Annotated in this window: 17 protein-coding genes and 1 other annotated feature; of the genes, 16 read left to right on the plus strand and 1 reads right to left on the minus strand. The window is 28.9% G+C overall.

Translation table 11 applies throughout. The features are described from left to right. Positions 1-19: 19 nt before the first annotated feature. The 9 genes from der to Q3223_RS10195 all read left to right on the plus strand — a co-directional run bounded on the left by der (position 20) and on the right by Q3223_RS10195 (position 12,889). The gene (gene der, locus Q3223_RS10155; RefSeq protein ID WP_054271206.1) at positions 20-1,345 is read left to right on the plus strand and encodes a ribosome biogenesis GTPase Der; all 1,326 of its coding nucleotides are present in this window, start codon (positions 20-22) and stop codon (positions 1,343-1,345) included. 33 nt (positions 1,346-1,378) lie between these two features. Next, on the plus strand, positions 1,379-1,993 hold the full coding sequence (gene plsY / locus Q3223_RS10160) for a glycerol-3-phosphate 1-O-acyltransferase PlsY (RefSeq protein ID WP_021385546.1): 615 nt from the start codon (positions 1,379-1,381) through the stop codon (positions 1,991-1,993). Positions 1,994-2,023: 30 nt separating this feature from the next. After that, positions 2,024-3,043 carry an NAD(P)H-dependent glycerol-3-phosphate dehydrogenase gene (locus Q3223_RS10165; RefSeq protein ID WP_243192726.1) on the plus strand — a complete coding sequence of 340 codons (1,020 nt, stop codon included), beginning with the start codon at positions 2,024-2,026 and terminating at the stop codon, positions 3,041-3,043. A gap of 318 nt (positions 3,044-3,361) precedes the next feature. Then, entirely contained in the window at positions 3,362-4,837 is a 1,476-nt protein-coding gene (gene spoIVA / locus Q3223_RS10170) for a stage IV sporulation protein A (RefSeq protein WP_054271204.1), read from the plus strand. A gap of 152 nt (positions 4,838-4,989) precedes the next feature. After that, entirely contained in the window at positions 4,990-6,918 is a 1,929-nt protein-coding gene (locus tag Q3223_RS10175) for a hypothetical protein (RefSeq protein ID WP_407811929.1), read from the plus strand. Between the two features lie 53 nt (positions 6,919-6,971). After that, positions 6,972-8,942, plus strand: coding sequence for a hypothetical protein (locus Q3223_RS10180; protein WP_407811930.1), 1,971 nt, complete (start codon positions 6,972-6,974; stop codon positions 8,940-8,942). Positions 8,943-8,997: 55 nt separating this feature from the next. Next, positions 8,998-10,947, plus strand: coding sequence for a hypothetical protein (locus Q3223_RS10185; protein ID WP_407811931.1), 1,950 nt, complete (start codon positions 8,998-9,000; stop codon positions 10,945-10,947). Positions 10,948-11,237: 290 nt separating this feature from the next. Next, positions 11,238-11,507: an ACT domain-containing protein gene (locus Q3223_RS10190; RefSeq protein WP_054271200.1), complete on the plus strand. Its 270-nt coding sequence runs from the start codon at positions 11,238-11,240 to the stop codon at positions 11,505-11,507. 26 nt (positions 11,508-11,533) lie between these two features. Continuing rightward, complete coding sequence (locus Q3223_RS10195) at positions 11,534-12,889, plus strand: PFL family protein (RefSeq protein WP_054271199.1); 1,356 nt, start codon at positions 11,534-11,536, stop codon at positions 12,887-12,889. 439 nt (positions 12,890-13,328) lie between these two features. Here Q3223_RS10195 and Q3223_RS10200 read toward each other — a convergent pair whose 3' ends face one another. Beyond that, positions 13,329-14,369 (minus strand): PTS sugar transporter subunit IIC, encoded by a 1,041-nt coding sequence (locus Q3223_RS10200; RefSeq protein ID WP_054271198.1) that lies wholly within the window; start codon positions 14,367-14,369, stop codon positions 13,329-13,331. 380 nt (positions 14,370-14,749) lie between these two features. Here Q3223_RS10200 and Q3223_RS10205 point away from each other — a divergent pair, with 380 nt between their 5' ends. The 7 genes from Q3223_RS10205 to ileS all read left to right on the plus strand — a co-directional run bounded on the left by Q3223_RS10205 (position 14,750) and on the right by ileS (position 21,835). Then, the gene (locus Q3223_RS10205) at positions 14,750-15,385 is read left to right on the plus strand and encodes an HlyD family efflux transporter periplasmic adaptor subunit (RefSeq protein ID WP_054271197.1); all 636 of its coding nucleotides are present in this window, start codon (positions 14,750-14,752) and stop codon (positions 15,383-15,385) included. Between the two features lie 9 nt (positions 15,386-15,394). Then, on the plus strand, positions 15,395-16,099 hold the full coding sequence (locus tag Q3223_RS10210; protein WP_231300946.1) for a YggS family pyridoxal phosphate-dependent enzyme: 705 nt from the start codon (positions 15,395-15,397) through the stop codon (positions 16,097-16,099). Between the two features lie 39 nt (positions 16,100-16,138). Next, a complete protein-coding gene (locus Q3223_RS10215) occupies positions 16,139-16,597 on the plus strand; it encodes a cell division protein SepF (protein ID WP_021385412.1) in 459 nt (152 codons plus the stop codon). 18 nt (positions 16,598-16,615) lie between these two features. Beyond that, entirely contained in the window at positions 16,616-16,873 is a 258-nt protein-coding gene (locus tag Q3223_RS10220; RefSeq protein WP_021385428.1) for a YggT family protein, read from the plus strand. A 9-nt stretch (positions 16,874-16,882) separates the two neighbouring features. Continuing rightward, positions 16,883-17,668 (plus strand): RNA-binding protein, encoded by a 786-nt coding sequence (locus tag Q3223_RS10225; protein WP_054271195.1) that lies wholly within the window; start codon positions 16,883-16,885, stop codon positions 17,666-17,668. A 34-nt stretch (positions 17,669-17,702) separates the two neighbouring features. Further along, positions 17,703-18,230 carry a DivIVA domain-containing protein gene (locus Q3223_RS10230; protein WP_003426928.1) on the plus strand — a complete coding sequence of 176 codons (528 nt, stop codon included), beginning with the start codon at positions 17,703-17,705 and terminating at the stop codon, positions 18,228-18,230. Between the two features lie 174 nt (positions 18,231-18,404). Next, positions 18,405-18,637 (plus strand) — a binding site (T-box leader). Positions 18,638-18,727: 90 nt separating this feature from the next. Beyond that, on the plus strand, positions 18,728-21,835 hold the full coding sequence (gene ileS / locus Q3223_RS10235; RefSeq protein WP_219673189.1) for an isoleucine--tRNA ligase: 3,108 nt from the start codon (positions 18,728-18,730) through the stop codon (positions 21,833-21,835). The last annotated feature ends 238 nt before the right edge of the window (positions 21,836-22,073 follow it).

The following is a 22,073-nucleotide window of genomic DNA, read 5'->3' on the forward strand; positions in this document are numbered from 1 at the left end:
AGATGGAAGGAGAAACAACATGAGTATAAGTAGGCCAGTTGTAGCTGTAGTTGGGAGACCAAACGTTGGTAAGTCTACAATATTTAATAAATTTGCAGGAAAAAGGATATCGATAGTTGAAAATACACCTGGAGTTACAAGGGATAGAATATTTGCTGAAGTAGAGTGGTTAGATAAGTATTTTACATTAGTAGATACAGGAGGAATTGAACCTGATAGCGAAGACATAATATTATCTCAAATGAGAAGTCAAGCTATGCTTGCAATGGACATGTCACATGTAATACTTTTTATAGTTGATGGTAAGGCTGGAATAACAGCAGCTGATAAGGAAATTGCACAGTTACTTAGAAAGACAAAAAAACCAGTAATATTAGTAGTTAATAAGATTGATAGTCAGAGTCAATTTGACAATATATACGATTTTTATGAATTAGGATTTGGAACTCCTTTTGCAGTTTCAGGAGCTAATAGTATGGGATTTGGAGATTTATTAGATGAGATAGTTGAAAATTTTCCAGCAGGATTAGATACAGAGTATGAAGAAGATATAATAAGAGTAGCTATAACAGGTAAACCAAATGCAGGTAAAAGTTCTATACTTAACAAAATACTTGGAGAAGAAAGAGTAATTGTAAGTCCGATTGCAGGTACTACTAGAGATGCAATTGATACTTATTTTGAGAAGAATGGACAGAAATTCCTTTTGATAGATACAGCAGGGCTTAGAAGAAAAAGTAAAATATATGAGACAATAGAAAAATACAGTGTAATAAGAGCCATGAGTGCTGTAGATAGAGCAGATGTAGTATTAATTGTAATAGATGCCTTAGAAGGTGTAACAGAACAAGATACAAAAGTTGCTGGTATAGCACATGATGAAGGTAAAGGATGTATATTTGTAATCAATAAATGGGATTTAATAGAGAAAGATAATAAGACTATGAGTAATTACACAAAAGATATAAAAGAAAAATTCCCATTTATGATGTATGCTCCAATTGTGTTTGTTTCTGCAAAGACTAATCAGAGAATGAATAAGATATTGGATACAGTTGAGTATGTATCAAATGAACATTCTAAGCGAATATCGACTTCAGCATTAAATGAGGTAATTGGAGAAGCAGTAATGTTAAATCAACCACCGTCTGATAAAGGTAGAAGGTTAAAAATTTACTATGGAACTCAAACAGACATTAGACCTCCTAAGATTACATTGTTTATAAATGATAAGGACTTAACTCATTTTTCATATCAAAGGTATCTTGAAAATAAGATAAGAGAAAACTTTGGATTTGAAGGAACTTCCATAAAATTTGAGTATAGACAAAAAAATAAGAAATAAATATTTAAAATATAACTAAAAGGGGGAATTTCAGTGGAGATATTTAGTTATATAATTATCGCTGTTGTTGCATATCTTTTAGGCAATATATCGACTTCATACATAGTTGCAAAGCGAATTGCTGGAGTTGATATAAGGACTCAAGGTTCAGGTAATGCAGGTTCAACAAATGTACTTAGAACACTTGGAAAAAGAGCAGGAGCAATGACATTTTTAGGAGATGTTCTTAAAGGTGTAATGGCTGTGTTAATATCAGAGCTTGCAGCAAGATTAGTTGGTATAGATACTCTTTTAGCTGGATATCTGGCAGTTATATGTGTTGTAGCAGGTCATAATTGGCCAGCAGTTTTAGGGTTTAGAGGAGGTAAAGGTGTTGCAACTTCGTTAGGGGCAATGCTTGCTGTAAATCCAGTAATAACACTAATGTGTCTAGCAGTATTTATATTGGTGGTAGTTATAACAAAGTATGTTTCATTAGGTTCTGTCGTAGGAATCGGATGTTCACCAATATTTATGATTATAGTAAAAAATAAAGCTGGTTTAATAGTAGCTTTGTTTTTAACTGCATCAGTAATATATAATCATAGAGCAAATATAAAGCGATTATTAAATGGGACAGAGAGAAAGATTGGTCAAAAGAAAGAATAGTAAATATATTATACTCAGGTGGTGTTAAACATGGAGAAAGTATGTGTATTAGGTACTGGAAGTTGGGGAAGTGCATTAGCTTTAGGTCTTGCAAAAAAAGGTAACGATGTGAGTATGTGGACTCGAAAAGAGGAACAAGCTAAAAAAATAAATAGGACTAAAGAAAATACAGACTATTTACCAGGAGTATTATTTCCAAATAATATAACTATAAGTACTGACATAGACAAAACTATAAAAGATTGTAAAGTGATAATTTTAGCAGTTCCATCACAGGCTGTAAGGAGTACTTGCCAAAAAATAAAACCATTTATGAAAGAGGGACAAGTTATTGTTAATGTGGCAAAAGGTCTTGAAAAAGGTACTGGACTTAGATTATCTCAAGTCTGTGAAGAAGAATTACCACAAAATCCATATGTAATACTATCTGGACCATCTCATGCTGAAGAAGTAGCAAGAGAAATCCCTACTACAGTAGTAGTAGCTTCTGAAGATTTAAAAATAGCACAGATGATACAAGATTTATTTATGAGCCCTAAGCTTAGAGTTTATACAAATCCAGATATAGTTGGAGTAGAACTTGGAGGAGCATTAAAAAATATTATAGCTTTTGGAGCTGGAATATGTGATGGATTAGGATATGGTGATAATGCAAAAGCTGCTCTTATGACAAGAGGTATTAGTGAAATGAGTAGACTTGGAATTGCTATGGGAGCTAATGTGTCTACATTTGCAGGTCTTTCAGGTATAGGAGATTTAATTGTTACTTGTACAAGTATGCATAGTAGAAATAGAAGAGCTGGTATACTTATAGGTCAAGGTATGAGCCTAGAAAATACTTTAAAAGAAGTAAAGATGGTTGTAGAAGGTATAACTGCCACTGAAGTAGCACACGATGTAGCTGAAAAATTGAATATAGACATGCCAATAACTAATGCTATATATTCTGTAATAAACAAAGGTTCAGATCCTAAGGAAGTTGGAATAGAACTAATGATGAGAAGTAAAAAGCATGAAATGGAAGAAGTCGTTTTAGGTGATGAGATATAAGTCATTGTAATACAAAATAAAAAAATAATAAATTTGTTTTAGCCCTCTTTAATATAAAGAGGGCTATTTTAATTTTATATAGCATAGTCTATGTATATACAGTATAATAAATTATTTTATATGCAATTTATAGTTATCATGATTGTCATTATATCTTTTTAATATAATGGATTTTAATAAATTTAATTCACCTTAAAGTTTACCAGTTTCTGTATGTAGGGGAAATTAATATTGCTAGTCTTTATTTTTCTATTTTAAGAATATTAACCCCTAACTCTAAATATAATTTAATAAGATTAGATGTATAGGAGGAATAATATGAATAATAACATATACGAAGATATATCCAAAAGGACTCAGGGGGATATATATATTGGAGTAGTGGGTCCTGTAAGAACAGGAAAATCAACTTTTATAAGAAAATTTATGGAAAAGTTGGTTATACCAAACATAGACAATGAGTTTAAGAAGGATAGAACAAGAGATGAGATACCTCAAAGTGGCTCAGGTAAAACTATAATGACAGTAGAACCAAAATTTGTACCAGCAGATGGCGTAGAAATTAAAATAAAAGACACAGTATCTCTGAAAGTAAGAATGGTAGATTGTGTTGGATACATAGTTGAAGGAGCTTTAGGGCATGAGGAAGGTGGAAAACAAAGATTGGTATCAACTCCTTGGTCACAAGAAGCTATGACATTTGAAAAGGCAGCAGAAATAGGAACTAAAAAAGTTATAAAAGACCATTCTACAATAGGAGTAGTTGTGTTGACAGATGGTTCAGTTACTGGTATTGACAGAAAAAGTTATGTAGAGCCAGAAGAAAGAGTTATACAAGAATTAAAAAGCCTTAAAAAACCATTTGCTGTTGTTTTAAATACACTAAGTCCAAAAAGTGAGGAAACAAGTATGCTTAGAAATGAATTGGAAGAAAAGTATGAAGTTCCAGTTCTTCCAATGAATGTAGTTGAAATGGAAGAAGATGATATAGAGGAAGTTATGGAAGCTGTATTGTATGATTTCCCACTTACAGAAATAAGAATTAATTTACCTAAATGGGTTGAAGGTCTAGAAAGAAATCACTGGATAAAAAGTAGCATAATAACAACATTAAAACAAAGTATCATAGATATAGGAAAAATAAGAGATATAGAAGGAATTATGCAAGGATTTTCTGAGTTAGAGTTTTTGGAGGATACAGGTGTTGATAATGTAGAGTTAGGAGAAGGCGTTATAAATATTGATTTACAGACAAAGCAAGATTTATTCTATAATGTCCTTGAAGAAAAGAGTGGATTTAAAATTGAGGGAGATTATCAATTGCTTAGTCTAATAACTAGATTATCTAAGGTTAAGAATGAGTATGATAAAATAGAAAGTGCTTTAGTAGATGCTAAGATAAAAGGATATGGAGTAGTAGCTCCTTCTCTAGAAGAACTTAGTTTAGAGGAACCAGAAATAATGAAACAAGGAAAACAATATGGTATCAAGCTAAGAGCTAATGCACCATCACTTCATATTATAAAGGCAGATATATCTACAGAAGTTTCTCCAATAGTTGGTAATCAGAATCAAGGTGAAGAGATGATAAAATATCTTATGGAGGTGTTTGAAGAGCAACCAGCAGATTTATGGGAATCAAATATGTTTGGTAAGTCACTTCATGATTTAGTGAAAGAACAATTACAGAGTAAATTGTATACTATGCCAGAAGAGATAAGAGTTAAGATGCAAAAGACTCTACAAAAAATTGTAAATGAAGGAAGCTCTAATATTATAACTATTTTATTATAAGAATATAAGCTACTTATTAAAGTTAAACGATTGTTTACTTTATTAAGTAGCTTTTTATTTATAAAAATTGACAACAAGTGCTAATTATGGAAAAATTATATATATAAGATACATTTTTCAACATTATTATATTAAAATATTAGGAGTAAAAGATGAAGAAGTCTGAAATATTTATTTTTGTAAGCATAATAATACTCTGTTTTGTAATTTCTCCAAACAAGGTGTTTGGACAAGAGGATAATTGTTTTGAAGATTTTGAAAGGTGGGTTCAAGAAAATAAAAATAACAAAGAAGAAATAGTTTATACTCTTCCTTGTGATATGGTAATAGACGAAGAGTTTAGATTTTATATTCCTCATGACAGTAATTTTACAATAGATACCAACAAATATAAAATACTGATAAAAAATCAAGGAAGATTTATTATTGATGATAATGAACTAAATATAATAGGTGAAGGAGGAAAAGAAGGAGTAATACATGTAGAAACTGGTGGAAGTATAAGTATCGGTATAAATAACATAATTGCTACTGATGGGACAGCCTTATACGTTGAAGAAGGAGGAGACTTATATATTAAATCATCCTATGAATCTGTTGAAAAAATAAAGGCAAATGGAAAAGATGCAATAGGAATTTATACTGAAAATGATATTAGAATATTAAATAAGGATATTGAAGTGAATGGAGAGAGTGCTATAGGTGTTTATTCTAAAGGTGATGTTGAGATAGAAGAATCTTCAATAAAAGCTTATAGTAGTAGCAAAGAAAATGGATTATTAAGAGCTAATAATAAGGCTGTACAATCAATTGTATCAGAAAGCAAGAAAGTTTATATAATTGATAACTCTAATGAGCTTATCCCAGCTATATCTGAAGATTCTGGCTATAATATTATAACATGTTGCCATAGGGGAATTGATGTATTTAGCGAAGAAATAAAAGTAAGTAAAGATGATAAAATAGAAGATATAAAATTTCCGAAAGATATGGTATTAGAAACATCTAGTGGTAATCAACTTGATATAGATGTAGAATGGGATTTTACTGGTTATTATGAAAAGTTAAAAAAAGAAGAAACTTTTAGTATAACAGGAAAGTTTAAAATAGAAACATTAAATAGAGAAAAAATTGTAATAAATGATGATGTTGTTCCTATTTTGGACATATCTGTTGCAGAGAAAAAACCAATAGATAATTTGGAATTAGATTATCAAAACACAAGAGATGGATATGTAGCTGTTTTGTATTTTGATATGCCATACAATGCAAATAAAGTTTTTGTTGAATATTCAGCAGATGGAATCAATTGGACATCTGAGGAACAGGAAGATATTAGAGACCAAGCTATACTTTTTTTTGAAGATTTTAAGCTACGTTGTTTTAGAGTAAGAGTGGAAGGCGGATTAAAAGAAGGTTATTCAAATATGGTTTTTAAACCAGGATTTATAATGGGTGGTGGTGACAATCAAGAGACACCAGATGATGAAAAGGGAAATGATGATATTGATGGTGACCGTGGCGGTGGTGGTAGAGATGACCCAGATAGAGAAAATGATGAATTTGATTTAGATGATAATAAGAAAAATGATAATTCCACTGAAGAAATACCTGAAGATTCTAACAATATAACAAATTTCAATAATGAAGAAAAAGATAATATTCACCAAGAGGATGAAAAAAATGATAAGTCTAATGAAGATATTATAGAGAAAGATAAAGAAACTAATAAGACTAATATCAATAACAGAGATAATGATATTAAGAATGATGAATTAACTATTATAGATAAGTATGAGAATAGTTTAATTCAAATATTAAAAAGAGATTATGAAGAAAATCAGGAAAGTAAAAACACAACTGATAGTAAAAAAATATCAAATGAAAAAGAGACTTTTAAATTAGATAAATTTAATAATAGCTCAAACTCTACTTCTAATTCACATAGTAAAACTCAGAATTTTCAAGGTAGGAGTGTTATTTGGGGTGGAATTATAGTATCAGTTATGTCATTTTCAATAGTAGTAGTAAATCCTGGTATCATAAAATATGTAGATAAATTTATAAAACATAAAAAATAGACAGAATCGTTTAAAGCATTTTAAGCTTATTAAAAAATTAATAGGAGAATAATATGAATAAAATAAATAAAATTTTTCTTCTTATAAATTTATTAACTATAATTTTTATAATTTTACCAAGTAAGAGTTTCTCACAAGAAAATAATTGTTTAGAAGATTTTAAAAATTGGGTTGTAAAAAATGAAGATAATAAGAAAGAAATAGTTTATACTCTTCCTTGCGATATGATAGTAGATAATTATTTTGAATTTAGTATTCCATATGGAACTAATATTACAATAGATACAAATAAATATAAGATACTTATAAAAGATAAAGGACATTTTAATATTAATGGAAACAAGCTAAATATAATTGGAGAGGGTGGAAGTGAAGGAGTAATACATGTAGAAAAGGGAGGAAAATTAAATATAGGAATAGATAATATAGTTGCATTAAACGGAACTGCGTTATATGTTGAAAAAGATGCAAATTTGAGTATAGATAAATATTATGAGGAGATTGGAAATATAAAAGCAAATGGAGAAAATGCAATAGGAATTTATTCGGAAAATGATATTAGAGTAGATTCTAAAACAATTGAAGCTGATGGAGAAAATGCAATAGGAATTTATTGTAAAGGAGAAGTCGAAATAGAAGATACCTCAATAATTATACATAGTGGTAATAAGAAGCAAAATGTATTATTGGAAAATAAAAAAGTTAAGTCGATTGTATCAGAAGCAAATAAGATTTATATTATTGGAGAACAGAATACAATTACTCCAGATATACCTCAGAATAAGAATTACGAGATAGTAAATTGTAACTATAGAGGGATTAGAGCTTTTGAAAAAGAAATGAACATATCAAAAGAGGATAAAGTAGAAGATATAATATTACCAGATAAAGTACGTTTAAGAACTTCTAGTATGAACTCTATAGATTTAGATGTTGAGTGGGATTTATCAAACTATTATAATGATTTAAATAATAATACAGAGTTTATTATAATAGGTAAATTTAAAGAAGAAGATTTAAATGAGAAGAACATAATTATAAACAATGATGTTATTCCTGTTTTACATGTCTATATTGTTAATAAAGAACCTATAGATGATTTAGAAGTATCTTTCTTAAATTCTAAAAATGGTTATCTAGCTATACTAGATTATAGTATGCCATATAGTGCTAAAAAAGTATTTGTGGAATATTCAGAGGATGGTGTAAATTGGGTAAGTGAAGAATTAGAGAATATTAGTAATCAGGTTATGCTTGATTTTGAAGATTTCAAGTTACGATGTTTTAGGATAAAGGTAGAAGGTGGATTGAAAGAAGGTTATTCAAATATGTTTTTAAAGCCTGGATTTGTAATGGGAGGAGGAGGTAATCAAATTACACCAGATGATGAACAAGAAGTCGATGATGATAGTGGAGACCGTGGAGGTGGAGGTAGAGAAGACCCAGATAGAGAAGACCCAGATAGAGAAGACCCAGATAGAGAAGACAATAAGGTTAATTCAGGTGTAAATAATAAAAATAACAATAATACTGATGAGCAAAGACCATTAGATTCAAGTAATGTCACAGAAGATAATGGAGAAGAAAAAAATAATAATCGACAAGATGAAGAAAATAATAAGTCACATGAAAAACATACTGAAATAGATAAAGAAATACACAAAGAAAAGAGTGAAGAGAATATCAATAATAAAGTTAAAAATAATAATTTGATTGAAAAAAATAAAATTGAAAATAATTTAGAACAAGACCTAAAAGAAGGTTATAAGGAAAATAATGAACTTTCTAAAAATACATATAAAGATAAAGTAATTTTAAGTAAGACAGATGGTATTGAAGTAAATAATTCTAATGATAAACTAAAATCTATTTCAAAGCCATATGATAAGACTCAGAGTTCTAAAAGTGAGCTTATAATTGGAGTTGAAATCATAGTTTTAACCATGTTATTTTCAGTAGTAGTAATAAATAGGGATATTATAAAATATATAGATAAAATTATAAGATTAAGAATTAATAAATAAAATACATTAAAGAGACATAATTTTACTTGACAGAATAATCAAATAGGAGAAAAAAATGAATAAAAAAAATAAGATATTTCTTCTTATAACTTTATTAGTAAGTATTTTTATAATTTTACCAAAGAAGAGCTTTTCGCAAGAAAACAATTGTTTGGATGATTTTAAAAATTGGATTGTAAAAAATGAAGATAATAAGGGAGACATAGTTTATACTCTTACATGTGATATGGTAATAGATAATTATTTTGGATTTAGTGTTCCAAATGGAGCTAATGTCACAATAGATACAAACCAATATAAAATACTTATAAGAGATAAAGGTAATTTTAATATTAGTGGTAATAAGTTAAATATAATTGGAGAAGGAGGGAATGAAGGTGTAATACATGTAGAACGGGGAGGAAAATTAAATATAGGAATAGATAATATAGTTGCACTGAATGGAACTGCTTTATATATAGAGAAAGAAGCTGAACTAGTTCTAGCTACATATTATGGAAAAACTGGTAATATACGTGCAAGTGGAGATAATGCAATAGGAATTTATTCAGAAAATGATATTAAAGTAGAATCTAGAATAATTGAGGTTAATGGAAAAGATGCTGTAGGTATTTACTGTAATGGAGATGTGGAAATAGAGGATACATCAGTAATTGTTAATAAGAATAACCAACAAAATACAATAGCAAATAATACAAAAGGCGAATCAATTGTATCAAAAACTAAGATTGTTTATATCATTGGTGATGGGAATGTAATAATGCCAGACATACCACAAGATGAAGATTATAATATTATAAGATGTAATCTTAGAGGCATTAGTGTATTTGAAGAGGAATTGATATTAACAAAAGATGATAAAATTGAGGATGTAGAACTCCCAAAAGAAGTAAGTCTAAAAACTTCAAGTGGAAAAATTGCAAATATAAATGTAGAGTGGGATTTATCAAATTACTATACTGATTTAAATAAAAATCTAGAGTTTATTATAAGAGGTAAATTTGATGAAAATATTCTAAATGAAAAAAATATAGTATTAAATCAAGATGTTTTTCCAGTTATAAATATCTCTATTAGAAATAAGGAGCCTATAAATAATTTAGTTGTGTATTTTAGAAACCGGGAATATGGTTATACAGCTGCTTTAGATTATGACATGCCATATAATGCAAAAAAGGTATTTGTGGAATATTCTGATGATGGTGTAAATTGGATAAGCAGTGAACTAGAGTATATTACAAATCAAGCCACAATTGATTTTGAAGATTTTAAGTTGAGATGTTTTAGAGTAAAAGTGGAAGGTGGATTAAGAGATGGGTATTCAAATATATTTTTAAAACCTGGATTTGTATTAGGAGGGGGTAATAATCAGATTACACCAGATGATGAACAAGAAAATGAAAATGCTGGTGGTGACCGTGGAGGAGGAGGAAGAGATGACCCAGATAGAGAAGAAGATAATAATGGTAATCTAAATAATGACAATAAAGATAATAATAGTAGTAATGATGAAAAAACTCCTAATACTCCAAATGACAACAATATAGAATCTGATTCTAGCAGTACTACAAGTAAGAATCCTCCAAAAGATAACGATGATAATAATATAACTAATGATAAAGAAAAAGATGAGATTTTAAAAAATGAAGATGAGTTAAAAAATGAGGATAAATCTAACAAAAGTTTTGTCTTAGAAAATGATAATAAAGGCTTAAAACAAAAAACTGTATTTAGCACTAATAATCAATCATATTTTTATAATGAAGATTTTTATAATGACAATTTAGATATGAATAATAATCAATCAAAAATAAATAATCAAGTAAATCACAATAATGAAAATAAAGATGAAACTAATACTAAATTATTACCTAAAAAATATAGCATTGGGAAAGAGAGTTTAATTTTAATTGGAGTGTTAAGTTTAACTATGTTTTGCTCTATATTGATTGTAAATCCTGGCACAAGAAAAAATATAATTAGATTCATAAAAATAAAAAAATAATTTTTAGAAAGGTATTGCTTATCAAATTATGAGTTTGTTAAGTGATACCTTTCATTATTATGAAAACTATATATTGTTATCAATAAAATGTACAATACATATAATTTGACTAAATAGTATAAAAATAATAGAATATTGAAAAAAAATTGACAAATGAAGGTATAGGTATTAAAATATATTAAATATATACATAAAAAGTGATTTACTAACAAATAAATGAAATATATGCTAATAAAAGGTTCAATTTGTAAAAATGTAAGATTTATAAAAAAATAAGGGAGGATATTATCATGAGAGCAATTTTAACAGTAATTGGGAAGGACAAACCAGGTATAGTAGCAGGAATCAGTGATGAGTTATTCAAGCAAAATATTAACATAGTAGATATTTCACAAAAGATATTACAAGAGTATTTTACAATGATTATGATAGTTGATTTAGAGAAAGCATTAAACTCTTTTGAGCAAACGGTTGAAGACTTAATAAAAAGAGGAAAAGAATTATCAGTAGATGTAAAAATTCAAAGAGAAGAAATATTTAACTCAATGCATAATCTGTAAAAAACAGTAATAGGGAGGTGATAATAGTGAATGTAGGAAATATACTTGAGACAATCAAAATGATAGATGAAGAACAATTAGATATAAGAACTATAACTATGGGGATTTCTTTATTAGATTGTATAGACCCTGATGGAGATAAGGCTAGAGAGAAAATATATAACAAGATTATGAATTCTGCTAAAGACTTAGTAAAAGTTGGAAAAGATATAGAGCGTGAATATGGTATTCCAATTGTAAATAAGAGAGTATCAGTAACTCCAATATCTATTATTGCAGGTGCAACAGATGAAAGTGACTATGTAAAGTTTGCACAGACATTAGATAAAGCTGCAGAGGATTTAGGTATAGATTTTATAGGTGGATTCTCAGCATTGGTTCAAAAAGGGTATACAAAGGGTGATAAGATATTAATTAAATCAATTCCAAAAGCCTTGGCAAGTACAAACAAGGTATGTGCTTCAGTAAATGTAGGTTCTACAAGATGTGGTATAAATATGGATGCAGTAAAAGAAATGGGAGAAATTATAAAAGAAACTGCAGAATTAACGAAAGATGCAAAGGGATTTGGTTGTGCAAAACTAGTAGTATTCTGTAACGCAGTTGAAGATAATCCATTTATGGCAGGAGCTTTCCATGGTGTTGGTGAAGCTGATAGGATAATAAATGTCGGTGTAAGTGGTCCTGGGGTTGTTAAAAGAGCCTTAGAAAAGGTAAAAGGAGAGCCATTTGATGTTGTAGCAGAGACAGTTAAGAAGACTGCCTTTAAAATTACAAGAGTTGGACAATTGGTAGCAAAAGAAGCTTCTAGTAGACTGGATGTACCATTTGGAATAATAGACCTATCATTAGCACCTACACCAGCTATTGGAGACTCAGTGGCAAATATATTAGAAGAAATGGGTCTTGAAGTTGTTGGTACTCATGGTACTACAGCAGCGTTGGCTCTTTTAAATGATGCTGTTAAAAAAGGTGGAGTCATGGCGTGCTCACATGTTGGAGGTCTAAGTGGTGCATTTATACCAGTATCAGAAGATGCGGGTATGATTGATGCTGTTATCAAAGGTGCTTTGAGTATAGATAAGCTTGAAGCAATGACTGCTATTTGTTCTGTAGGTCTTGATATGATAGCTGTTCCAGGAAGTACTACAGCAGGTACACTGGGAGCTATGATAGCTGATGAGGCAGCAATAGGTATGATTAATAATAAAACTACAGCAGTTAGAATTATACCAGCTCCAGGATGTGACGTAGGTGATATGGTGGAATTTGGAGGTCTTTTAGGGCGAGCACCAGTAATGCCTATAAATACAAATTCGTCTGAGTTATTTACTCAAAGAGGAGGAAGAATTCCAGCTCCTATACATTCATTTAAAAACTAAGTATGTTTACATATAGTAATATTTATAAAACTGAATTAAAGATATTCATATATTAAAAAATTATAATTAAAACAATAATTCTAAAAATTATTTATTAAAATTATGATAATAATAAAGCGATATATAACCTAGTAAAATGGTCATATATCGCTTTATTTTAATACTATCTAATTAATATAAAATTTTTTATGTATTTTAAAAGTTATGTTATCTAATAGTAATTATACTAATTTTTGATGTTTGGTATATCAACTAAATAAAAAACTAAATTAAAAAATAAAAAAGTTAAAAAATAAAAATTTATCTAAATATTCAACACACATAATAATTATAAATATAAATAAAAAATAAAACGCTTGCAATAAATAAAATTGCTACAATATAAAACTCTACTATTTAAAATATTGACTTAAAATATAAATTTATAAATCTTATAAATTTAAGCAATTTCTTCTTCTACATCAGTACCACGTATTTTGTCAGCAGTAAGAACTTTAAAGGTACTGAATATTTTTGAGCCTACAAATCCTGCAATTACATTAAATAAAGCACATAGCCCAGCTGTTATAAGAACCTGATTAACTGGATTATAGGCAAACATTATAGCAAATCCAGCCACAGGTGTAGCTGTACCTGGTGTCATGTTTACAAGACCCATCAAAGCTACAATGATACCAGAAAAAGCTCCTCCAAAGAAATTAGTAGAATATATTGGTATTGGATTAGCTGAAATTATGTCTGATTGAGTCAGGGGTTCAATAGCAACAGATATAATATCTTTTTTAGAACCTAACTTTAATCTTGCGAATAGTGTTGAGTTCATAAAAGCTGAACCAAAAGCTCCTAATGCTCCTATTGCCATAGGAAGACCAGTAAGACCGATTATAGATGTAAGAGCCATTGAACTAAGTGGGGATGTTCCAACCACTGTTATCAGACCTCCTAATATAATTCCCATTATTATAGGGCTAATATTAGTAGCCTCTATTAGAACTTGTCCAATTTGTAATAGTGTACTATTAACTAATGGGTCTACATTTGATGCTATAAAACGAGATAGTGGAGCACATAAAAGTATTACAACTACTAAATCTACTCCAGGTGGTACTTTTTTCTCTATAAACTTAATTAAGAAAGAAACAAAGTATCCAGCAACGAATCCAGATAATATAGAGAAATCTAAACATGATAATCCTATTAAAACTGCATAAACTGGGGATACTCCTAAAGCTAAAGGTACAAGTATAGCAGCAGCAACTCCACCAAGACTACCATTAGCAGCACCAACACTTCTAAAAAATTCCATACCTAGAACATCACCAAGTAAAGAAAGGTTGAATGCCTCTACTAAAAAAGTAGCACATGCAGCATTTGCTAAGGCTCCCATAGCTTTCATACCATATGGAGCTTTGTAACTAAAAATTGTGAAACAACATAGAACCAATAAAAGTAAACCTGTTCCTAATAAAATTTCTGACATAAGAAAATCCTCCTTGTATTTTTTTTAGGACATAAACCTTTGTTGTGATAACGTTATCCTAATGCATGAATGCCTAAATGAATTAATATCAACAAAACAAAAGTCATTTTAAATTTTAATTGGTTTTATATTGCATCTAAAAATAAAAATAACTATAAAAGAATATAAAGTAAGTTTGAGATGTAAAATGTAAATTAAACTTATACTTTATAATATAATTATATATAAATAATACAGTCTTGTATAGGAAGATTGATAAAAAATAAATTTAATATGAAAAAAACAATTATTAATACATAAAATATTAGTCTATAAAAAAGGAATAAACATTTTTTAGAAGAAGTACTTATAATGATAGAAATTTTATAGGGGGAGAGTTTTTGAAAAAGATTAAATATACCAGATTGATGATACTTGGTATTCTTATATATTTAGTATTTAATGTTTTAGTAATGATTATTAGCAAAAATGTAGATACATTGGTATTAAAAGTAGAAAAATTTGATGCAAAGATTCATGTAGAAGGAAATATAGAAAAAGATGCTAATGACCAAAGCAATTATCTATCAGCATACATAAGTAAAGAAGATTCTAAGAACTTTGAAAAAAATCAAAATGTAGCAATTGAATATCGTGAGCAAAAAATAGATGCAAAAGTTTACAAAATATATAAAAATAATAATAAAATAATGCTAAAATTAAAAATAAGTAACCAAATTGTTTCAAATCAGGATACAAGTGTCGAAGAATTTGATATAATATATAATCAGATGGAGTGTTTAAAAATACCTAAAACTTCTATAAAAACAAAAGACAATAAACGTGGTGTATATGTAATTGATGAACAATCACAAAGTGTAAAATTTGTCATATTAGAAGGAATAACTTATGAAAATGAATCTTCTGTATTTGTGGATTATTATAAAAATGACATAAATGGGGTGACAAGTGTTAATCTATATGACAAAATAATTTTAAGACCTAATTGTATAAACACAAATATAAGGATAAAGTAGGTGATAGTAATGGGTTCTATTAAAGATAATTTATCTGAGATAAGAAGTAAAATTGAAAAGGCTGCAAAAAAGGTAAATCGAGATAGCGAAGAAATAACCCTTTTAGCAGTCACAAAAACTGTGGATGTGGATTTAGTTAATGAGGCAATGAATGAAGGAATTACTTCTGTTGGTGAAAATAAACCACAAGAATTGGCTAGAAAGTATGATATTATAGGTGACAAATTAAACTGGCACTTGATAGGAACTTTGCAAACGAATAAAGTTAAGTACATAATAGATAAAGTTTGTATGATACATTCTTTAGATAGAATTGCATTATGTGAAGAGATTCAAAAACGTGCAGAGCAAATAAATAGAGAGATAGATTGCTTAATACAAGTGAATATATCTAAAGAAGAATCTAAGCATGGACTTGATAAAGATGAAGTTATAGATTTTGTCAAAGAAGTGTCAGAAAAATATAAAAATATAAAGATAAAAGGTCTAATGACAATGGCACCTTTTGTAGAAGATGAAAATGAAATAAGAGGTGTATTCAAAGGTCTTAAAGATTTATCAACACAAATAAAAGAGCTAAATATACCTAATGTAGAAATGGATGCTTTGTCAATGGGAATGAGTCATGATTATGAGATTGCTATAGAGGAAGGGGCTACCATTGTTAGGGTTGGAACATCAATCTTTGGAGAAAGAAACTACAATAAAAAATAATTACTCAAATCTGAATAAATTCTAAGGAGGAAGTTAATAATGTCAAATGGAATAATATCTAAATTTAAGAACTGGATAGTTGATGAAGAAGAAGATTACATTGAAGAAGAATATGAAGGTGGTATGGACGATATAGTTCAAGAAGAAGAAATAAATAGTGGATTTAGTACTGCAAAAGCAAATAAAATTGTAAATTTACATACAACAAGTCAAATGAAAGTTGTAATAGTTGAACCTAAAGTTTATGATGAAGCTGCAACTATAGCAGACCATCTAAAACAAAGAAGGGCAGTTATAGTGAATTTGGAAGGGTTGACTAATTCTGAAGTTCGTAAATCTATATTTAACTTTATGAATGGAGCAGTTTATGTTTTAGATGGAAGTATACAAAAGGTTTCTAAATCAATATTTATACTAGCTCCTAACAATGTGGATATAGATGCAAATATGAAAAAAGAATTAGAAAGTAAAGCATTCTTCCCTTGGCAAAATAAATAGTAAAAAGGCGGTTAATATATGGGAACAATAAGAATTGCACTTTATTATCTTTTGGATATAATAGCATGGATGATAGTTATAAAAAGCTTGATGACTTGGTTTCCAAATGGAAGACAAAGCAAAATTTTCGAGATTTTAGAAAATCTTACAGAGCCAATAGAAGGACCAATAAGGTCAATAATGTACAGATACACAAACGGACCTATAGATTTTTCTCCTTTAATTGCAATAGTATTATTGATGTTCCTAAGACAATTAGTACTGGTTATATTCTAAGGTGATAGAATGGATAAATTAAAATTAACAAATCACATAAAGGATATAGACTTGAAAAATAAAATGTTTAAAGTAATAGACAAGGCTAATAGTTGTATAAAAAACTATGATGTTAAGTTTACTGAGTTTCTTAATCCATATGAAGTGAAAAATGCTGTAGCGATATTAAATTCTACAAATGAAATAAAATACAGTGTGGATGGAGGTTATGAACAAGCTGAAAGAAGCACTGTATTTATTTATCCATTTTACATGGAATATGAGGATATAGAAGATACTCTTAGATTTTTACAGATAGAAGGGAATTTCAAATTTAAGAATATATCTCATAAAGATTATTTAGGTGCAATTATGAGTCTAGGTATAAAAAGAGAAAAAATTGGAGATATAATTATACATGATAGCTTTTGTCAAGTAATTGTAAGTAGTGATATTTGCGATTTTATAATCGTGAATTTGGAGAAAGTTTCGAGAAATAATGTAATTGTAAAGGAAATTTCCAGAGAAAACATTGTTAATAGTTCTTCAAAATATAAGGAAGTATCATTTACAGTATCTTCAGATAGGTTAGATTGTGTCATAAGTGGTCTTTACAATATATCTAGACAAGATAGTGCAAAATACATAAATGGAGAAAAAGTCCATGTCAATTATGAAAAGATAACTTCAACCTCTAAAATAGTTAAAAATGATGATTTGATTTCTGTTAGAGGCAAAGGAAGAGCTAATGTAACACAAATAGGAGATATTACTAAAAAAGGTAAAATAAAAGTTCAAGCAAGATTAATTGTATAAGGACTAATTTAAATTATAGCTGGGAGGAAATGTAATGCTAACTCCAATTGAGATAGAAAATAAAGAGTTTAAAAAAGGTTTAAGAGGGTATAGAGATGAAGAGGTTGATGAATTTTTAGACATCATTAAAGAAGATTATGAATCTCTATGTAGAGAAAATACAGCTCTTAAAGAAAAATTAGGATTATATCAAGACCAAGTAAACAAGTATGAAAATATTGAAGAGACATTAAAAGCTACTCTAATAACTGCTCAAAGTGCAGCAGAAGACACTTGTAGCGCGGCTAATAAAAAAGCTAAAATAATTGTTGAAGAGGCAGACTTAAAAGCTAGACAAATTATAGAACAAGCCAATAATCGTGTTATAGAGATAAGAAAAGAGTATGATGCTTTAGTTAAAGAATTTAAGATATTTAGAAATAAATTTAAATCACTATTAGAAGATGAGATAAGAAGTGTTGATGAAATTTTTTATGATGTAGATGAAAAATGTGTAAATGCATTTGAAGGAACAACAGTGTATAATTATAGTAATGATGAAGCTGCTACAACTCTAGAATAAAGCTATGATTTATTGGATTTTTAGGTGAAATTATTGTAGAAGTTTGAGAAATCTATAACAAAAATTTAAAATAGGATAAAAATGTAAGAAAAATAGAAATTATTATATTTTTCAAAAATATATTGACTATTCAAATTATTTGTTATAGAATTTCATATAAACACAGATAAATTTTTAAAAGCGTTGATAGAGACAATTATCTTTAGATAATTTTACAGAGAATTGGGTATGCTGAGAACCAATGAATTTATAAAGGTAAAAATCACTCTTGAGCTGCAGGCTGAACGATTAAATTCTATTAAGCTGTGCCGGTTAGTACCGTTATACTATTAGAGTGTTATATGTGGATAGAATTAAATTCACATATAGAATTAGGGTGGTAACGCGATTTATAACTCGTCCCTTTGTTTAAAGGGGGCGAGTTTTTTAGTATTTAAATTTATGTGAAAGAATAAAAAATTTTGGAATTATAATATTTATAGGAAAGGGTGATTTATATGGCGAAATTTAAGCCATTAGTAGACAGTTCAGTAAAACAAGCAGAAGCACAAGTTTTTGATTATTGGAAAGATATAAATATACTTGAAAAAACTTTAGAAAAAGGGGAAAATGACCCAAGTTTTGTATTCTATGAGGGACCTCCTACAGCCAATGGAAATCCTGGAGTACACCATGTTTTATCTAGAACACTTAAAGATTCAGTTTGTAGATATAAAACAATGTCTGGTTATCAAGTAAAGAGAAAAGCTGGTTGGGATACACACGGATTACCAGTTGAAATACAAGTAGAGAAAGAATTAGGTCTTACTAGTAAGCAACAAATAGAAGAGTATGGAATAGCTGAGTTCAACCAAAAATGTAGAGAATCAGTTTTCTCATTTGAAAAACAATGGAGAATAATGACTGAGAGAATGGCTTATGAAGTTGATTTAGATAATCCATATATAACTTTAGACAATAACTATATAGAGTCTGTATGGTGGATACTTAATAAATTCAACAAAGAAGGATATATCTATGAAGGGCATAAAATACTTCCTTATTGCCCAAGATGTGGAACTGGTCTTGCTAGTCATGAGGTTGCACAAGGATATAAAGAAGTAAAAACTAATACAGTTATAGCTAAATTTAAGAAAAAAGATGCTGATGAATATTTCCTAGCATGGACAACAACTCCATGGACTTTACCATCAAATGTTTCATTAACAGTAAATGCTGATGTTGATTACTTAAAAGTTAAGAAAGGTGACGAGGTATATTATGTATCTAAACCTTTAGCTAATAAAGTACTAGGTGAAGATTATGAAGTTTTAGAAGAAATGAAGGGTAAAGACCTAGAAGGATTAGAATATGAACAATTAATGCCTTTTGTAGAAGTTGACAAAAAAGCATTTTTCATTACAGTAGGAGATTATGTAACTACTGAAGATGGTACTGGAATAGTTCATACAGCACCAGCATTTGGTGAAGATGACTATAATACAGGTAAAAGATATGATTTACCAGTTGTACAACCAGTAGATGAAACTGGTAAATTTACAGCTACTCCTTGGGAAGGTAAATTTGTAATGGAAGATGGGCTAGATGTTGAAATAATAAAATGGCTGGCTTCTGAAAATAAATTATATAGTAAAGAAAAAGTAGTTCATAACTATCCGCATTGTTGGAGATGTCAAACTCCATTAGTATACTATGCAAAACCAAGCTGGTATATAGAGATGACTAAACTTAAAGATAAATTAATAGAAAATAACAATGGTGTAAAATGGTTCCCAAGCTTTGTAGGTGAAAAGAGATTTGGAAACTGGTTAGAAAATCTAAATGACTGGGCAATATCAAGAACTAGATATTGGGGAACTCCACTTCCTATATGGAGATGTGAATGTGGTCATACAGATTCAGTAGGTTCAAGAGCTGAATTAGCTGAAAAAGCTATAGAAGATGTAAATCCAGAGACAGTTGAACTTCATAGACCATATGTAGATGATATACATTTAAAATGTGAAAAATGTGGAAAACCAATGACAAGAGTAACAGAAGTTATAGACTGTTGGTTTGATAGTGGGGCTATGCCATTTGCTCAACACCACTATCCATTTGAAAATAAAGAGAACTTTGACCAATTATTCCCAGCTGATTATATATCAGAAGGTATAGACCAGACTAGAGGTTGGTTCTACTCATTACTTGCAGTATCAACATTTGTATTAGGTAAAGCACCATATAAGAGTGTGTTAGTTCCAGACCTTGTACTTGATAAAGAAGGAAAGAAAATGAGTAAATCAAGAGGAAATACAGTAAATCCAATGGAGTTATTTGACCAATATGGAGCAGATGCATTAAGATGGTATCTACTATATGTTTCTCCACCATGGACTCCAACTAAATTTGATATGGATGGATTAAAAGAAATACAAAGTAAATTTATAGGAACTATGAAGAATGTATATAACTTCTTCACTTTATATGCAAATACAGATGATATAAATCCAACTGAATTCTTTGTAGAATATAAAGATAGACCAGAACTTGATAGATGGATACTATCTAAGTTTAATAATTTAATGAAAGATGTAGAAGAAAATTTAGCTATATTTGAATTAAATAAGACTTTAAGAATGATACAAGATTTCATAAACGATGATTTATCTAACTGGTATATCAGACGTTCAAGAAGAAGATTCTGGGCAACTGAGTTAACAGAAGACAAAAAAGCAGTATATAATACAACTTATGAATTATTACATGGTCTTTGCAGAGCTATAGCTCCATTTGCACCATATATGTCAGAAGAAATGTACAGAAATCTAACAGGAGAAGTATCTGTTCACTTAGCTGAATATCCTAAACCTAATGAAGAATTAATGGATGCTAAATTAGAAGAAAAAATGGATTTAGCTAAAAATCTAGTTACTTTAGGTAGAGCTTCAAGAGAAGTTGAAAGAATAAAAGTTCGTCAACCATTACAAAAAGTATTAGTAGATGGTAAGTTTGAAGATACAATAAGTGATGTAGTTGATTTAATAAAAGAAGAACTTAATGTTAAAGAGGTAGTATTTGCTAAGGACTTAGATGAGTACATGAACTTTAGTCTAAAACCAAACTTTAAGGCAGCAGGACCATTACTAGGTGCTAAGATGAATTTATTTGTAGGAGCATTAAATAAATTAAATGCACATGAAGCTGTTAATAAACTTGAAAATGGTGAAAGTTTAACAGTTGATTTAGATGGTGAAGCTTTTGAGTTTAATAAGGATTTAGTGTTAATAGGTATAACTGCTAAAGAAGGATTTAATGTATCTGTTGAAAACAATCTTTTCGTTATACTAGATACTAAGTTAACTGAAGAATTGGTTGATGAAGGTTATGCTAGAGAATTTATATCTAAAGTACAGCAATTAAGAAAATCTAATAACTTTGAAGTATTAGATAATATAGTGATAGATTACTGTGGTGATGATGAAATTGCTAAGGCTGTTGACCATTTCGATGAATATATCAAGTCTGAGACTTTAGCTTTAGAAATAAACAGAGTGGATGATAAATCTTTAGAAGAACAAAACTTAAATGACCATATGACAGGTATAAAAGTTACAAAAAAATAAAAATAATAGTTAGTTAATTAAAATCCCTATAGAAATTAGTTTATAAATTTCTATAGGGATTTTTTAATACAGTATAATTATCTATTCAATAAAATGTTGAAATATTCCAAAATTTACAGTAAATAAATCTATATAAATCATATAAATTATTTATAGTATGTGATAGAATATTAGTGAATAAACGTTTAAGTGAGGATGAATAATATTTTAGAGTAAACTACTTCTGATAAATTTATTT

Origin of the sequence: Clostridioides sp. GD02367, from assembly GCF_045900275.1 — a bacterium.
In the GTDB taxonomy this organism is placed as follows: Bacteria; Bacillota; Clostridia; order Peptostreptococcales; family Peptostreptococcaceae; genus Clostridioides; species Clostridioides difficile_A.

Coding starts and splice junctions, on each gene's coding strand:
- der (WP_054271206.1), top strand. CDS start 20: ATGAGTATAAGTAGGCCAGTTGTAGCTGTAGTTGGGAGACCAAACGTT.
- Q3223_RS10165 (WP_243192726.1), top strand. CDS start 2,024: ATGGAGAAAGTATGTGTATTAGGTACTGGAAGTTGGGGAAGTGCATTA.
- spoIVA (WP_054271204.1), top strand. CDS start 3,362: ATGAATAATAACATATACGAAGATATATCCAAAAGGACTCAGGGGGAT.
- Q3223_RS10175 (WP_407811929.1), top strand. CDS start 4,990: ATGAAGAAGTCTGAAATATTTATTTTTGTAAGCATAATAATACTCTGT.
- Q3223_RS10180 (WP_407811930.1), top strand. CDS start 6,972: ATGAATAAAATAAATAAAATTTTTCTTCTTATAAATTTATTAACTATA.
- Q3223_RS10185 (WP_407811931.1), top strand. CDS start 8,998: ATGAATAAAAAAAATAAGATATTTCTTCTTATAACTTTATTAGTAAGT.
- Q3223_RS10190 (WP_054271200.1), top strand. CDS start 11,238: ATGAGAGCAATTTTAACAGTAATTGGGAAGGACAAACCAGGTATAGTA.
- Q3223_RS10200 (WP_054271198.1), bottom strand. CDS start 14,369: ATGTCAGAAATTTTATTAGGAACAGGTTTACTTTTATTGGTTCTATGT.
- Q3223_RS10210 (WP_231300946.1), top strand. CDS start 15,395: ATGGGTTCTATTAAAGATAATTTATCTGAGATAAGAAGTAAAATTGAA.
- Q3223_RS10215 (WP_021385412.1), top strand. CDS start 16,139: ATGTCAAATGGAATAATATCTAAATTTAAGAACTGGATAGTTGATGAA.
- Q3223_RS10220 (WP_021385428.1), top strand. CDS start 16,616: ATGGGAACAATAAGAATTGCACTTTATTATCTTTTGGATATAATAGCA.
- Q3223_RS10225 (WP_054271195.1), top strand. CDS start 16,883: ATGGATAAATTAAAATTAACAAATCACATAAAGGATATAGACTTGAAA.
- Q3223_RS10230 (WP_003426928.1), top strand. CDS start 17,703: ATGCTAACTCCAATTGAGATAGAAAATAAAGAGTTTAAAAAAGGTTTA.
- ileS (WP_219673189.1), top strand. CDS start 18,728: ATGGCGAAATTTAAGCCATTAGTAGACAGTTCAGTAAAACAAGCAGAA.